Origin of the sequence: Alicyclobacillus sp. SO9 (assembly GCF_016406125.1) — a bacterium.
Taxonomy (GTDB): Bacteria; Bacillota; Bacilli; order Alicyclobacillales; family Alicyclobacillaceae; genus SO9.
In genome coordinates this window covers 1,631,539-1,646,284 of the sequence record NZ_CP066339.1, presented here as the reverse complement: position 1 = coordinate 1,646,284, position 14,746 = coordinate 1,631,539, and the positions used below count along the sequence as shown (strand labels likewise).

The following is a 14,746-nucleotide window of genomic DNA, read 5'->3' as shown; positions in this document are numbered from 1 at the left end:
ATTGAACAATTCATCAACGACTGTAGCAGGCACACCAGAACATGTGGAATACATACAAACCCTTTTGTTGGAACTCTTGAAGACACCCAGTCCGACAGGTGACACAAAAACGATTATTCGGCGTCTGACAGAAGAAGTGTCGAGTTTTGGTATTACATCAACAACGTCTAGAAAAGGAGCTCTCCTCTTCACTGTACCTGGCGAAGATGCAAGCAAAGCACGTCTGCTTACGGGTCATGTCGATACACTTGGCGGAATGGTAAAGGAAATTCTGCCAAGCGGTCGGTTACGTCTGACCCAGGTCGGCGGATATGCATGGAATACAATTGAAGGAGAGTACTGCGAGGTACATACCGAGTCCGGCCAGACCATAACGGGTACAGTTATCCTGCACAATACGGCAGTCCATGTAAACCGGGAAATCGGTAAAACAGAACGTACCCAGGACAATATCGAAGTTGTGCTTGATGCAAAGTCAGATACAAAAAAAGAAGCAGAAGCCCTAGGAGTCTCTGTTGGGGATTTTGTGTACTTTGATGCACGCTCAACCATTACTCCCTCCGGGTACATTAAAAGCAGACACTTGGACGATAAGGCAAGTGTTGCGATTTTATTCGGCTTGTTACGCGAAATTCAGCAGAAGTCCATAAAGCTCCCACATCCAGTACATTTTCTTATTAGCAACAACGAGGAAATCGGGTACGGCGGAAATTCCAACATTCCACCGGAGACATGGGAGTATCTTGCCGTCGATATGGGGGCCATCGGGGATGGTCAAACCACTTCCGAGTCCTGTGTCTCCATCTGCGCTAAAGACTCTTCGGGCCCCTACCATCTGGGACTCAGAAGGCACTTGGTCTCTCTGGCAGAACAGGCAGGCCTGACATATGCGGTAGATGTGTATCCGTACTACAATTCCGACGCATCCATGGCCATGCGAGCCGGTGTCGACGTCAAACACGGTTTGATTGGACCTGGCGTAGCCAATTCACACGCCTATGAGCGAACCCATGTTGCCGCACTTGATAATACGTTTAAGCTTTTATTGGCGTATGTCCAGTCGCCTCTTGTCATGGAATAATGCTCGAGAGGAAATTCGTAAATTCCGCATGCCAACAATGACATGTGTCTGTCCCGGTTTACTCGCCTTCACATATTGTAATTGTATCAGTACATGACGATGTCAAGGGACTGAAACCTTTCGGTGCCTCAACGTGGAGGTGGGGACAATGCAGTTTAACACATTCATTCGACTCGGCTCTCTCGCCTTTAACGTGGCTCAGGACGAAAAAGTCAGGGAATTGTTGACGATGGTCCATAAAGGGGCCAAACGCAGAGGATTCATTAATAATGAGCAGGGTTACCTGCAGCAAAGTCCGAGTGCACAATCGAATCCGCCGGCGCAAAGCCAAATGGCTCAACCCGCAGCGCAGTCTCACCCAATTCCATTCTCTCCTGGCACTGCTGCAAAGACTCCGACACCCCAAGGACCAGGAGCAGCGGTTCCAGGAAGTTTGGGAAAGTATTTAACCGCCGATAATGCAAAGAAGGCGTTGAAAATGGCGGGCGATCTCGGTCAGTTTCTCATGAAATAGAGTTTTGCAACACTATAATCCCCTGCGGAGGTGTAACACCCTGTATTCATCCATCAAGATGAACTCTCCTCGATTTCTGTACCGTCTCTTTTTCAGAGTGATGCCGGTGGCGCGGAACGAAATCCGACGATGGACGCAAAAAGCTTCCAACATCCCGGACGATGTTCTGCGCCAGCAGGCTTTAGCGAGCCTCACGACCAAACGCTTTCACTCTGACGGAGGCAGCGTATACGCCGCACAGCAGATAGCAGGAACGCGTCAATTGGTTCGTCTGATAGTGGCATTGCAGACCATCAGCGATTACTTGGACAACCTCTGCGACAGATGCGAGACCTATGACGAACGGGATTTTCATCAGTTACATCACGCCATGCGCGACGCTGTTAATCCGGATGCCCCTTTGCGCCCCTATTATGCTTTGCGCGGATATCCTGACGACGGCGGTTATCTGGCGGATCTCGTTACTGCGTGTCAGTCGGAAATCCGGCAGCTGCCTGGATACGATGCAGCCAAGCCCTACGTGGAGTGGCTGACACAGCGGTACTGTGAGCTCCAGGAGTATAAACATATTGAGCCGTCACAGCGACAGCCGCGCCTGATTGAATGGGCAAAAGGGTACGAAGAACAATTTCCAGAGTTGTCGTGGTGGGAGTTTGCGGCGGCAACGGGATCGACGTTAGGGACGTTTGCTTTGTTCGCAGCTGCTCAAAATGCTCTCTCTAAGGAACAGGCTGAAGCGATTTGGAAGGGATACTTTCCGTGGTTGTGCGGACTTCACATTTTGCTGGACTACCTGATTGACCTGGAAGAAGACATTCAAGAGGGAGATTTTAATTTTGTCCAATCCTATCCATCGATGGGACAGGCCTACTCCCGCTTGCGCCGTTTCAAAGCAGAAGCCTTGCAGCACGTGCAAGGCATCGAAGCAAACACGAATATCCATCGTCACGTCGTAAATGGGTTGTTAGCGATGTATTTGTCAGACAACAAAGTGGGCCGACAGGCAAAGGTTCAACCTGCCCGCAAACTGGTCTGGAGCTCAGGGCCGACAACCTGGCTGTTTTATGGTGCATGTATTGTGTATAGAATCGTTCGCTAACGACTTATTCGATACACCATTCACCTGGCCATTCGCCATCCGCCGAGACCTGTTCATTGGCTTTCAATGAACAGGCTTTACGGCAACTCCTTTCGGTGGCGATGGATATGTGCGGCCACATTCCCAAACACTCCAGGAATAGGTGCCCCCGGCTTTTCCACCTCAACATCAATTTGTTGAATCAACGGGAACTCTTCAAATACATTGCGAGCTATCTGCTCTGCCAAGCGTTCTATAAGTCGAACACTGGCTCCTTCTACGACATTGCGAACACATTTATAGACTTGCGCGTAATCCACGGTTGCAGAGAGAGAATCTGTCTGTCCTGCGTCCTGCAGGTCTAGGTACAGTTTCAAGTGAACGATAAATCGCTGTCCGAGGTGTGTTTCCTCACTTAGCGCACCGTGAAATCCGTAAAATTGAAGCCCCGTCAATGAGATGAAATCCATCGTGTACGTCCTTTCTCTGTGCAAAATCCTTGTCTAGCTTATCATACTCCGTTGGGAACTTCTCAAAATTTTAACGAACATACTGGTAATGGACCAACAGTCGGCGTTACAATAACTGTTGACAATTGGAATTTTTCTGAACAGTCAAGAAAGGGGAACGCTATCATGGAAAATAGTCATACGTATACCATCCAAGGTCTATGGTCAGGACCACAAACAGAAACTGGCACGATTCATTTCTCTGCTTTCAGCACTGATGTCAGCATGTCCCTTGAACGCGGGGGCCCAGGACAGGGAACGACTCCAGAAGAACTTCTATTGGCTGCATCTGCCAGTTGCTACATGATGACGCTTTCCACATTGTTGTCAAATCGCCAGATTCCATACACCAGGATTGATTTGAAGTCATCCGGATACGCTGTGGACGAAGACGTATTGCGTTACGATAAAATTGAACATCAACCTACCATCTATTTCAGCGAGCAGATAGACGAGAACGAGATTATCAACTTGGCTAACCATGCCGAGCACACCTGTATGGTTTCAAGCGCACTGCGCGGGAATGTGGCTGTCACCGTGCGGCCGACAATCGTTGCGCCTGCCGTGAAACCTTGATGACTTGATGACTTGATGACCAAGGAGTTTGAAGAAGGCTTTGGGACTAATCTGTTTCTTCCTGCAGGGCAAACAGACTGGCGGATACTTCAGCGCCAAACAGCATGGCAATGCTGGCCAGATACATCCACAAGACCACCAGCATGACGACTGTAAAAGTACCGTAGATGATATGATAACGCGATAAGTGTGAAGCATACCACGTAAATAAGGCACGGCCAACGTCGACACTTACCATTGTTAACAAGGCTCCAGGCAGCAAGTAGGTCCAATCAACTTTCTTCGACGGCAGAAACCGGTATATCACAAGACAGCCGATAAACAGGGAGAGAGGAAAGAGGATTCTGGAAAAGCCGCTAATCACGGAAAGCTTGGCGGAAAGCCGTGCCAGAATCCCGTGCTGTAACACGGGAATGTGCTGTACCAACGGATAGAGCGATGTAATCACAGCAGTGGACAGTGCAAGCAGCAGGAGAATAATCAGCATCAGAAACGAGATCAGACGACGAGCCAAAAATGAACGCTGCTGTGACTTCCAGATTACGTCCAAGGCCTGCTGCAAAGCAATGAAGCCGCTGGTAGCAGACCAGGTCAAAGTGACCGCACTAATCAAACTGATGTTGCGTCCTTGTACACTCAAATTGTCGAGATTATGCTGAATGAACTCCCGTGTGCCGCTTAATGCCGGAAAATACGGCTGCAGTACCTTTAGCAGTACTTGTTCGGTTTGCACATGCGGGAGCAGAAAAGAACCTGCGTAAATAACCAGCAGCAGCAGTGGAAACAGCGAGAAAAACGCATAGAATGCAATCGTGGCCGCTAGTGAAGCAATGTCGTGATCGACCACGCCGTTAAACAGGTGGATGACAAACTTCACAAAAGGGCTTTTTGGTTTTTTGGTTGATATCCCCATATTCTCACCCGCGATGCTTCATTTAGTGACGCTTGTTCTACATACGACAAGTACCTACTACGCAGTATATCCATATGCATGGAAAAAGCGGTGCACTCGCACCGCCGCAATGTATTTTTTCTGTGTAATTGCGTAGAACGTCCGTTTGGCCCACAATTCTTAGTATGCTTCTACGTGCTCTACTTCAGGAACAACTTGCTTGATAGCCCGCTCAACACCCATTTTTAAAGTCAAGGTACTGGCCGGGCAGCCTACACACTGACCCGTCAGTGCGATAAAAGCGGTCTTTGTAAAGCCATCATAAGATACAAATTCGACGTCGCCGCCGTCTTGTTGTATCGCCTCACGGATTGAGTCCAAGGCTTCTCCAATACGTTCTTCTATCTTCATACAACCCCTCCGTTAGCTGTAGCATACCCTAAAAAATTCAACTTTGGCAAGATACAACGAAGAGATGGGGTGGGAATTACCCCTTCATACTAGGTGGCTATCCTGCTCAAGCGCTAATTACTCATAATACACTGTACTAAATCATTTGGCGAACGTACAGAGGGGCGGGATTCGTGTGAAAAAATTACAAAGGTTTAGATGGATCCCGATGATCGTAAAAGCATACTAGATCAAAGACCCTCCCTAAACCTAAGAATCTTGACCTCTACCGTAAGGCATTCTATGAGTGCGTGCACGCCGATGCACCTTCCTCTCATTCATGGGGTCTTTAAGCCCATGGTCAGAAAGAGGACACCAACCCTCATATCAACCACCTGGGCCATACCCCTACCAAATGCACGGGAGATAGTTCTTCATGACACTCGAATCTTACCTAAGTCGATCTGACAAAGGGTGGAGACACACGCACGGAGCTACCTTCACCCAAAATTCTTATTTTAACTATGAATGTTTAAAAAGAATACGGTGTTCGTGGGTTAATGGGCTTAAGAGGGACCTCCACAGGGTCAATTATTTGTATTGACCGAACAGACATGTCGCCTCCTTTGACCAACAAGGTTGTGCTACTGTCTGGAAGATAACAATTCGGCACTGTTAGCATCTAACACGACAGTGGCGTCTGGATGTAGCTGTAACATACTTGCCGGAATATCTGTAGTTACTTTACCGGAGAGGGCCAATCTCACCGCATGGGATTTTTCTTGCCCGAAGGCCAATAGTACTATCTTTTTTGACTGCATAATAGATTGTAGTCCCATTGTTATGCCACGCCTCGGAACACGTGAAGCATCATCAAAAAACCTCGAGTTGCTCGTTATGGTCTCATTCGCTAGACTAACTACGTGTGTACGTGTGGAAAGAGAATCATCCGGTTCATTAAACGCAATGTGACCGTTGACCCCAATTCCTAGAAGTTGAACGTCTCTTGGATTAGCTCTGAGCACCTCATCGTATCGGGCGCATTCCGAATCGAGATCTTTCGCATCTCCATTTGGAATATACATATTGTTTTTTGAGACGTTAACGTATCTCATTAGATGTCTGTCCATATAGGCATGCAGACTTTGCTCGCACTCACGCGGTAGTCCAACGTATTCATCCAGATTTATAGATACCGCACTGGCAAAATCCAGACCTTCTCTATGGAATCCTATCAACGAGTCGTAGACAGGTAACATACTTGCTCCTGTTGCGAGCCCAAGAACAGGGCGACGCCGATTCAGCATGACCTGTTCGACTATTGTGGCGGCATATAAACCTGCTTCAGTGGCAGTGTCAAATCTACGAATCTGCAAATTTCCCTATCCCCCTCACTTCAACAAATTCTTTTCCTCTCAACATCACATTCGATACGGAGCCTCCTTTCATGTGCAAAATCAAAATCAGTACCGATACGCTCGCCCCCACCACTTTGAGTCCACCAAAGATGCTACGACAACGACTCCAACGTATTGCTGATTAATCTTATGATCTCAGACCAATTCCCCTGTTCCACGTCGGTTCTTGGAAACAATTCACTTCCCATACCAACGGCAAGCGCACCAGTTTCAAGATATGACCTCGCATTGGCTCGCGTAATACCTCCAGTTGGTATCACTGAAATTTCGGGAAATGGTCCTAAAAGGCTCTTCAAGTACTCCACTCCCAGCGAGTTTGCCGGAAACAGTTTAAGTACTTTTGCACCAGCTTGGTTAGCCCTCACAATCTCTGTTGGTGTGGTAACACCTGGTACTAATAAAATGTCATTCTCTTGTGCGCAGTCTAACAGTTTTACATCTAGATAAGGACTAAATAAAACCTGTGCTCCCGCTTTACTAGCCTCCTTAATCTGTTCACAACTCATTACGGTTCCCGCGCCAAGTAAGAGTTGGTCTTCGTACTTGTCCCGAAGAGTATAAAGTACCTTAAGGCCATCCTTACCTTCGAGTGTAACCTCGACCACCCTGATACCCCCCTCTATGGCAGCATCAGTAATCTGAACAGCCGACTCCAAAGGGATTCTCCGTAAAATCGCTATAATGCGCGAACGACGCATGAAACTGATTTCTTCTCCCCTCATTAAAAAACCTCACTTGTCTCGTCAAGTACCCGCTGGACCTCTTTCAAGTTGGATACGCTTCAAAAATCCCAATGACTATCAAAGCGCGATCCAACTACTGTCTCGACACGTAAACAATCTCCCATTGGCCCTCCCAGTAACATACCGTTAACCCATCGAGTCTCCTGCGTAAGTCATCACATCAGCTAGACTTAGTACCGGCCATGAGGGGCATGCGGACTACCCGCGTTTCTGCTACATGTGTCGACCTCAAAAGCACCATGAAGCACTACACCCCTATTCTCTACCCGAGTTTTCAACAGAATTGCACTCTTCACTTTCTGCAATCTCGTGTTCAGCAAATCGAGACATGACCGGCTTCAGCAGCAGCCCCGCATGACAACTAGTTCGTTTAATAAGGATAGCGAGATATAGACTATGTTCAGTATTGTAACAATATGGTTTACGCGTCTTACCAAGGTATGTCGCACGTAGTTCACTAACTCGAGCGCCGATGCCTAAGTTACGACGACATCCAACCACCATCAACACATACTGTATGTCCATGGACATAATCGGAGGCCTTTGAGGCCAGGAAAATTGCTGCCCCTTTTAAATCATCTGGAGTACCCCAGCGACCCGACGGAATCCGGGCTGAAATCGCTTTGGATCTTTCGGTATTTGCCCGCAATTCATCAGTGTTATCCGTCACCATGTATCCCGGAGCGATGGCGTTTACGTTAACCCCACGGCCAGCCCACTCATTGGATAGTGAACGTGTCAACCCAACTACACCGTGCTTACTAGCTGCGTATGCCGGGACACGCAGTCCACCCTGAAAGGAAAGCATTGAAGCAACGTTAATTATTTTTCCAAAACCACGAAGAGCCATCTTTGTGCCAAATTCGCGGCACAGATAAAATACAGCGTTGAGATTTACGTCTAGCACATCCTGCCAGTCCTCATTACTGTAATCCTCTACAGGTGAACGCCGAATAATCCCTGCATTATTTACCAATATGTCAATTCTCTCAGCAACTTGGTAAACCTTAGCTGGCAACTGTCTCACACTCGTTGGGTCCATGAGATTTGCATGTACCGAAGTAAATTGACCGCCTAACTCCTCTACACATTTTGAAGTTTCGTTCATATTACTAATCCCGACTCCCACAATGTCTGCTCCATATTCCGCCAACGCGCAGGCAATACCCTTACCTAATCCTCGACTAACTCCAGTTACTAGAGCAGTCTTTCCCTTTAGAGAAAACAGATCCGTTAACATGCGTAACTCCTCCCAATCGCCATCTGGAAATACCCTAAAAGGGACTATCTAAGATCCGCAAGGTTTAAATTGTCCATGTCACTAAACGTGACATTCTCTCCTATGGTGCCCCAGATAAAGCTATAATTCGATGTTCCCGCCCCACTGTGTATTGACCAACTCGGCGAAATCACAACGTCTTCATTTCCAATGATGACGTGCCGAGTTTCGTTTGGCTCCCCCATGAAATGAAATACTCTCTGACCATCTGCTACATTAAAATACATATAGACTTCCGAGCGTCGATCATGAACATGGGGTGGCATTGTATTCCATACACTACCCTCACTTAGGACTGTCATTCCCATCGCTAGCGAGCAGCCCTGAACTCCGTCTTCATGTATGTATCGGCGCAAAACTCGTTTGTTAGAATGTTCCTCCGATCCTAGATCAAAGGACATCGTGTCATGAAAGCGTATGAGAGTGGTAGGAAGTGACTTATGTGCAGGACCAGACAGCCCGTAAAATTTAGCCGCATTGGTACTGTCTAAACTGCTGAAAGTCACCTGCTTTGCGCCTCTACCAATATACATTCCATCCTTAGAGTGTAAGGTGTATGTCTCACCATCGACTTGGACAGTCCCGTCCCCTCCAATATTGATCAATCCCATCTCCCGCCGTTCTAAAAAATAACTTGCTCGCAGTGCTGGCTCTTCTTCGAGTGTTAGCGGTGAAATCGGTACAATTCCCAATACAACTCCACGATCATGATGCGAAAAAACGGTATTAATCTGGTGTTCAACAAACAAGTTACGGATGGTAAATCTGTCGTATATGTCGCGACTAGAGAGATGTTTTACGTCTTCCGGGTGGGATGCATAGCGTATTTTCATTTCCATCACCTTTCAGTATTTTTTAGCAAAATCGCTGTTCTTCCTAAAGCTCGAGGTACAATCCCTCAGACAGCGCCAGAGTTGCTAATGCTTGGCCATATGTCATGGGTTTGACAGAGATCGCTTTATAGAATTCCACTGTTTCACCAACGGGAGTTCCGTAGGAGACATCTCTGAGTACTCCATCACTCTGTACCCTATTGACAAGGCCTGAAATAGCTCGTTCGCCTAGAGGTTTCCATTCTTCACTTAGATACCCCAGTCGAACGCCTTTCAAAATTCCGTAAGCGAATCCGGCTGTCGATGAGCTCTCAAGGTAGGACGATCGATCATCCAACACGGTATGCCACATGCCATCTCTCTCTTGCAATGCTGATAGGGCTGCTATGTGACGTTTCCATGTCTCTTGGATCAGCCGGAGAGTTGAACCACTGGTGGAATCTAATAGTTCAAATAGCTCAACAGCACCGATGGTAAACCAACTGTTACCTCTTCCCCAGCGAACGGCACCATAGTGATGACGCTCTCGAAATGTCCAACCGTGAAAGAATAGTCCTGTTTTTGGATCAATTAAGTACTTGATATGTACCAACCACTGATACAGAGCCTCATCCACTAAATCGCTACGATTCGATATCTTACCTAACTTTGCAAGGAATAGTGTCGCCATGACGAGGGTATCGATAAGAATTTGTCCGTCATTAGAGTCACCGGTTATAGTATGTTGGAAAGCTCCTTCACCGGCTCTTGGCAAAGTAGTTACTAACCAATTGGCCCAATCATGGCATAATGACAGGTATTTTTCGCCAAAATTTTGCTCGGCCGATTGCGTGAACTCATACCACGATATCAGAGCTAGAAGTGGAGCCGTGGTGTTAATGTTTCTAGCTGGCAGACCATTATGAAAGTGCCGTTCAAACCATCCCTCGAGAAAGGCCATAATGCGAGTGTCTTCTGTGGCTTTAGCATATTGAAAGAGTCCATATAGGCCAATTCCTTGAGGCCACTCCCAGTTGTTTATATCGACCAATCCAATTGGAAATGGTTCCTCTTCAGCGTTACCATGCAGAGCGATGGTCGCTTCTACGATTTTTCTTAACACAGAATCCAGTCCAGAGCCTTGTGCAGTCATTCTTAGCCCTCCTTTATGTAGTGTTCAATTCGCGGATGAGGGCCGAAGCCACTATACCGTACCCTCTGATTATTTATTTCGAAATTGGATTTCCATCCAAAATTGACAAATCCATAACGGGGATCACGAAAGGAAATTTGCTCCCCAGGGGTATCAGTAAAGGCGATTGAACTGTACTTATCCATAAAATCATTATAGTTAGTAAAATCAGAGTCGCTTCCTACTGCCAAAACCCATGTGTTTTTTCGTCCACTGGAAACCAATTCTCTTTCTGTTCCGGCCCCAGTTCGTATCCACTCGAACCCATTAGCAACCCATAAGGCAATGTAACGGTGCCCTACTTGACCGAATACCCATTGACCTCGTGCTACCACACTATCGAAAGCGAATTTGGGGAAATAAGCATGTGTATAGCTAATATCCTGACATTCCCCAATTTGATACAAGGCTACAGCGACACCTCGGTATTGTCCTACATGAGGTAGAGTTCCATTACCAGCCCAATACCCAGGTCGTCCTGTGCCATTTGGATCTGACTCCCCTGGATGATTGACCCAAACCATTGCTTCCGAGGAAAGTGCCGCATGTAATACATGTTCCGAGTAACCATTCTTTCCTCTTCGGAAGGATGGTGCGGTTGACAAAATGGCACCGAAGATTTTGAAAGTATACAAGTCTGCGTGTTTATCAGGGCCTTGGTGACATTGGTAAACGATACTTTGTTTATCAGTGACAATTAGTTTCTGTAGTTCGTGTGGCGGTTTGTAATCTGAAACACATAGAGAAACCACGCCAAACGACGACGGATTTGGTGCTCCTATTCCGTAGGACAGCCATAATAAAGCAGCAATGGCACCAGTGGTTGTAGCCTTTAGATCCTTTTCGTAAGTACGCCCCTGAGAGCATGATAGAATCCCATCCAGACTGTTAGCGCAAATATGTTCAAAAATATTGTCTAGAGCTTGACTCGCCTGTTGTTTGAGAGCGGGGTCCTGGGTTAAGTCTCTTAGTTCAAGCAGCCCCATAACGTCTATTGGTATGTAGGGAGCTGAATTCCATTCAGCTAGACCCTCTGTACGGAACCGTGAGAACCAATTGAAAAGTCGTTCCTTGGCGAGTTCAACATGTTCCCGACCCAAGAGACCTGAGTTGGAAAACGTCTCATCTGGAAACAATTGTCCTGCTAGCAGCTCACACGTATGAAACAACAATGCGTGATTTTCGCTGAAGAACCACATTACATCATTTCCAGGCTCATCAAACCAATATCTGAACCCCAAGATACTTTGCTTTATCCGATGCCTTAAATTGTTCCAATCCGGGTTATCAAGGGAAAATAGATAAAATCGAAACATTACTATAAGTGAGAAATCACTGCAGTCGGACCGTTGGTCAATCAGACTCAGCTCGTTTCCCATGATATCCTCAATCTCTTCCCTAGAACCGTGGCTTACCAGCATCGCATAAGCATGATGTGCATCCCGACGCCCATGCCGAGAAATTTCTTTGAGCAAGATTGACTTACGCTGAGAAACACTTGGAGCTTCAAGCGTACTCCACCAAGATGGATAGATTTGAATCATCCACTGACGCTTTAGCCGAACTGAACCATTGGAGAATTCTAGGCCAAAAAAGTTAACACCAACATCAAAATCGTCTACCGTCCCAAGCACCAATGAACTCGATTGCTTGCGCCATAAAAGCTCTTGAGACCGTCTCTTGCCCCATTCAATCTGGTTGTCTACATGAACTGTCAAGTCTTCCTTCAGAGGATTGCTCATCCTCAATTCAACGTCACCGGACCGCAAAGTATCTCTTCTGAAATATGCATTGTTGACCGCTAACTCTAGTTGGCTCAAATTGTCACCATTCACATCTCCGATGGGCAAATGAATTGAGAGTGGACATGTAGCGTATGCATCAATTCGGAATTTGAATAAAGTATCTCTTTCAGCTAGGTCCTCGTGGTAGACTATAAAATCATTTAGTCCCCCGTCGAGGGTCACGTTAACCTCTATCTCGCTATCTTCGTTGCGAGTGTAAGGCTCAAACCTCAGTATTTCCGCTCCGTTCAACCACAGACACACCCCTCCGCACGTTCTTATTCTAAGTCGTATCAATTGTGGATCGTCGCTATATACCCGTGTGTACGCCCACTGACTTAGTAGAGTCGGGTTGCGCCAAAATCCTGAAGACTCTACATTTCGATTATTCCAAGGAATGTAAATTTCCCAAGTTCTTTCAACATTCATGTCACTAAACACCTGTCCAGGTTGAGGTACCGACAGCAAATTCGGATAAGATATTCGACGTCGGCGCCTGCGGTTTATAAAGGCTTCTCGCTCAGGATTTTCAAACAGGGCAAACCCCTTTACAAGCCAATCGTTTAGGTTCCCGTCATAGGTATGGGTGCTCATCGGAAGTTTCACTTCCGTGGTATCCACATTAGTGACTAACCAACGATTCATCGTATTGTAATAAAGAGAGTATGTCTGGTGTTTCATGAATACCGAACTCCTTCAGTACTTTTCTATTTCATACCAGAGAGAAACAAGCCCTTGACAATGAATCGTTGCAAACTTAGAAATACCACTATCACTGGTATCATGGTGATTACGGTCATCGCTAACAGACTTGTCCAATTAACGCTGAATTCGCCAGCATAATTTGCAATAGCCAATCCCAACGTATATTTATGTGGATTGCTTATCACGAGTAATGGCCACAGATAATCATTCCATCGCCACATAAACGAAAAAATGGCCAAGACAGCGATAGCTGGTTTTGCCAATGGCGTAATGATCCGTAGAAAGATCCACCATTCGCTAGCCCCGTCGATTCTAGCTGCCTCTAACAAATCATTGGGAATGGAGAGTAGATATTGTCTCATTAAAAATACTCCCGTTGGTGTGGCAGCTGGCGGAATGATAATTCCCCATAGAGAATTGTAGAGATGGAGGTCCTTGAGAACTTGAAACATAGGTATCATAATGACTTCTAGCGGGAACATGATAGTTCCAAGTATCAAAATCAGAATGAACGTACTGCCTCGAAATTTGAATTTTGCTAGTGCGTAACCTGAGGTTAGGCTTAGAAACAAGGTAATAATTGTTGAAGTTATAGTTACAAAGGTACTGTTTAAAAAATATCGAACAAAATCTGTCGAGCGTAGTACAACAATGAAATTCTTGATTGTGAAATGGTTTGGCCATAAAAGTGGCGGCCATGTGAACAACTCTTGCAGTGGCTTGAAGGCCGAAATGACAGTCCAATATATGGGGAGAGCAAAGAACAACGTAAAAACAGTCAATACAGCGTACGATCCGACGTGATTAAGTCTGTGTTCCCTCATAAATCATTCTCTCCCTGCCGACCAAGACGTAATTGAATTACTGTCAATACTGCCAAAATCACGAAGAGCATGACCGATAGAGCACTGGCATACCCGAAACGCCCCGTATTGAAGCCAGTTTCATAGATATCTTGAACGAAGAACCGGGTAGTATTCCCCGGACCCCCGTCAGTCAAGACATATACTAATGCAAATGTTTGGAACGCCTGTATCGTATTCAAAATAACCACAAGTAAGCTAGTTGGACGCAATAAAGGGAATGTAACACTCCAGAACCTCCTAAATGGGGACGCTCCATCCAACGCGGCTGCCTCGTAATATTGAATCGGTATGCTTTGCAAACCTGCAATGAAAATCAGCATATAGAAACCGGCCCAACTCCATACACTCACGACTACCACAGACAAACTTGCAAAAAAGCCGCTGACAAGCCAATCAACGGGCCTGATTCCTACCGTATGAAGTGCGTAATTCAGAACACCAAACTGACTGCTCAAGATCCATTTCCACGCTACCCCGGTAACAATCGCGGAAATAACTGCTGGTGCGTAGAATACCATTCGGAAGAATGAACGGCCCCGTATATCTTTGCTCAGTAAGTAAGCCAGCCACAACGATACAAAAAATGTTAGAGGGACAGCTATAAGAATGAATCTAAATGTTCTCCACAACATGGTCCAAAAGGAATGCGAAGTTAATAGAGCAACATAGTTACCTAGCCCGATAAAGTGTAGTGGTTCAATTCCGTTCCACCTTGCAAAAGAATCAATTAGTCCAAAAATCGCAGGAAGAATGATAAAGACAAAAAACAAAAGTAAATTTGGGAATATGAGGACGTAAGGAGTGCTGCCCTTCATAATTTTGTACCTTAACCGTGTATTTCCAGTCATTTGTTGCATGATGTTAGACCCCCTCATTTCCCATGTTGGAATGCCATAACTGTTAACAA

The 14,746-nt window shown here is 46.2% G+C and carries 15 protein-coding genes; 4 read left to right on the top strand and 11 right to left on the bottom strand.

Annotated features, from left to right (window positions below; all coding sequences use genetic code 11):
• The first annotated feature begins 43 nt into the window (after positions 1-43).
• The 3 genes from GI364_RS07390 to GI364_RS07380 all read left to right on the top strand — a co-directional run bounded on the left by GI364_RS07390 (position 44) and on the right by GI364_RS07380 (position 2,694).
• Positions 44-1,081 carry a M42 family metallopeptidase gene (locus GI364_RS07390; protein WP_198853892.1) on the top strand — a complete coding sequence of 346 codons (1,038 nt, stop codon included), beginning with the start codon at positions 44-46 and terminating at the stop codon, positions 1,079-1,081.
• Positions 1,082-1,229: 148 nt separating this feature from the next.
• A complete protein-coding gene (locus GI364_RS07385) occupies positions 1,230-1,595 on the top strand; it encodes a hypothetical protein (RefSeq protein WP_198852992.1) in 366 nt (121 codons plus the stop codon).
• Positions 1,596-1,695: 100 nt separating this feature from the next.
• Entirely contained in the window at positions 1,696-2,694 is a 999-nt protein-coding gene (locus GI364_RS07380; RefSeq protein WP_233096050.1) for a tetraprenyl-beta-curcumene synthase family protein, read from the top strand.
• 77 nt (positions 2,695-2,771) lie between these two features.
• Here GI364_RS07380 and folB read toward each other — a convergent pair whose 3' ends face one another.
• Positions 2,772-3,143 carry a dihydroneopterin aldolase gene (gene folB, locus GI364_RS07375; protein WP_198852991.1) on the bottom strand — a complete coding sequence of 124 codons (372 nt, stop codon included), beginning with the start codon at positions 3,141-3,143 and terminating at the stop codon, positions 2,772-2,774.
• Between the two features lie 165 nt (positions 3,144-3,308).
• Between folB and GI364_RS07370 the strand changes: the two genes are divergently transcribed.
• Positions 3,309-3,758, top strand: coding sequence for an OsmC family protein (locus GI364_RS07370; protein ID WP_198852990.1), 450 nt, complete (start codon positions 3,309-3,311; stop codon positions 3,756-3,758).
• Between the two features lie 46 nt (positions 3,759-3,804).
• Here GI364_RS07370 and GI364_RS07365 read toward each other — a convergent pair whose 3' ends face one another.
• The 10 genes from GI364_RS07365 to GI364_RS07320 all read right to left on the bottom strand — a co-directional run bounded on the left by GI364_RS07365 (position 3,805) and on the right by GI364_RS07320 (position 14,696).
• Positions 3,805-4,635, bottom strand: coding sequence for a YihY/virulence factor BrkB family protein (locus tag GI364_RS07365; RefSeq protein ID WP_233096049.1), 831 nt, complete (start codon positions 4,633-4,635; stop codon positions 3,805-3,807).
• 195 nt (positions 4,636-4,830) lie between these two features.
• Positions 4,831-5,061 carry a NifU family protein gene (locus tag GI364_RS07360; RefSeq protein ID WP_198852988.1) on the bottom strand — a complete coding sequence of 77 codons (231 nt, stop codon included), beginning with the start codon at positions 5,059-5,061 and terminating at the stop codon, positions 4,831-4,833.
• Between the two features lie 623 nt (positions 5,062-5,684).
• Positions 5,685-6,416: a glucosamine-6-phosphate deaminase gene (nagB, locus tag GI364_RS07355; protein WP_198852987.1), complete on the bottom strand. Its 732-nt coding sequence runs from the start codon at positions 6,414-6,416 to the stop codon at positions 5,685-5,687.
• 134 nt (positions 6,417-6,550) lie between these two features.
• Positions 6,551-7,180, bottom strand: a complete 630-nt coding sequence (locus tag GI364_RS07350) for a bifunctional 4-hydroxy-2-oxoglutarate aldolase/2-dehydro-3-deoxy-phosphogluconate aldolase (protein ID WP_198852986.1) — start codon at positions 7,178-7,180, stop codon at positions 6,551-6,553.
• A 502-nt stretch (positions 7,181-7,682) separates the two neighbouring features.
• Positions 7,683-8,441: a 2-dehydro-3-deoxy-D-gluconate 5-dehydrogenase KduD gene (kduD, locus tag GI364_RS07345; RefSeq protein ID WP_198852985.1), complete on the bottom strand. Its 759-nt coding sequence runs from the start codon at positions 8,439-8,441 to the stop codon at positions 7,683-7,685.
• A 44-nt stretch (positions 8,442-8,485) separates the two neighbouring features.
• Complete coding sequence (gene kduI, locus GI364_RS07340; RefSeq protein ID WP_198852984.1) at positions 8,486-9,313, bottom strand: 5-dehydro-4-deoxy-D-glucuronate isomerase; 828 nt, start codon at positions 9,311-9,313, stop codon at positions 8,486-8,488.
• A 43-nt stretch (positions 9,314-9,356) separates the two neighbouring features.
• Complete coding sequence (locus GI364_RS07335) at positions 9,357-10,445, bottom strand: glycoside hydrolase family 88/105 protein (protein WP_198852983.1); 1,089 nt, start codon at positions 10,443-10,445, stop codon at positions 9,357-9,359.
• Between the two features lie 2 nt (positions 10,446-10,447).
• Positions 10,448-12,949, bottom strand: coding sequence for a hypothetical protein (locus GI364_RS07330; RefSeq protein ID WP_198852982.1), 2,502 nt, complete (start codon positions 12,947-12,949; stop codon positions 10,448-10,450).
• A 26-nt stretch (positions 12,950-12,975) separates the two neighbouring features.
• Positions 12,976-13,797, bottom strand: coding sequence for a carbohydrate ABC transporter permease (locus GI364_RS07325; protein ID WP_198852981.1), 822 nt, complete (start codon positions 13,795-13,797; stop codon positions 12,976-12,978).
• Positions 13,794-14,696: a carbohydrate ABC transporter permease gene (locus GI364_RS07320; protein WP_198852980.1), complete on the bottom strand. Its 903-nt coding sequence runs from the start codon at positions 14,694-14,696 to the stop codon at positions 13,794-13,796. Before GI364_RS07320 ends, GI364_RS07325 begins: the two co-directional genes overlap by 4 nt.
• Positions 14,697-14,746 lie beyond the last annotated feature (50 nt).

Excerpts from the sequence above, each read along its gene's own strand:
- GI364_RS07385 (WP_198852992.1), top strand. The coding sequence starts at position 1,230 with ATGCAGTTTAACACATTCATTCGACTCGGCTCTCTCGCCTTTAACGTG.
- GI364_RS07380 (WP_233096050.1), top strand. The coding sequence starts at position 1,696 with ATGCCGGTGGCGCGGAACGAAATCCGACGATGGACGCAAAAAGCTTCC.
- folB (WP_198852991.1), bottom strand. The coding sequence starts at position 3,143 with ATGGATTTCATCTCATTGACGGGGCTTCAATTTTACGGATTTCACGGT.
- GI364_RS07370 (WP_198852990.1), top strand. The coding sequence starts at position 3,309 with ATGGAAAATAGTCATACGTATACCATCCAAGGTCTATGGTCAGGACCA.
- GI364_RS07360 (WP_198852988.1), bottom strand. The coding sequence starts at position 5,061 with ATGAAGATAGAAGAACGTATTGGAGAAGCCTTGGACTCAATCCGTGAG.
- GI364_RS07350 (WP_198852986.1), bottom strand. The coding sequence starts at position 7,180 with ATGAGGGGAGAAGAAATCAGTTTCATGCGTCGTTCGCGCATTATAGCG.
- kduD (WP_198852985.1), bottom strand. The coding sequence starts at position 8,441 with ATGTTAACGGATCTGTTTTCTCTAAAGGGAAAGACTGCTCTAGTAACT.
- kduI (WP_198852984.1), bottom strand. The coding sequence starts at position 9,313 with ATGAAAATACGCTATGCATCCCACCCGGAAGACGTAAAACATCTCTCT.
- GI364_RS07335 (WP_198852983.1), bottom strand. The coding sequence starts at position 10,445 with ATGACTGCACAAGGCTCTGGACTGGATTCTGTGTTAAGAAAAATCGTA.
- GI364_RS07330 (WP_198852982.1), bottom strand. The coding sequence starts at position 12,949 with ATGAAACACCAGACATACTCTCTTTATTACAATACGATGAATCGTTGG.
- GI364_RS07325 (WP_198852981.1), bottom strand. The coding sequence starts at position 13,797 with ATGAGGGAACACAGACTTAATCACGTCGGATCGTACGCTGTATTGACT.
- GI364_RS07320 (WP_198852980.1), bottom strand. The coding sequence starts at position 14,696 with ATGCAACAAATGACTGGAAATACACGGTTAAGGTACAAAATTATGAAG.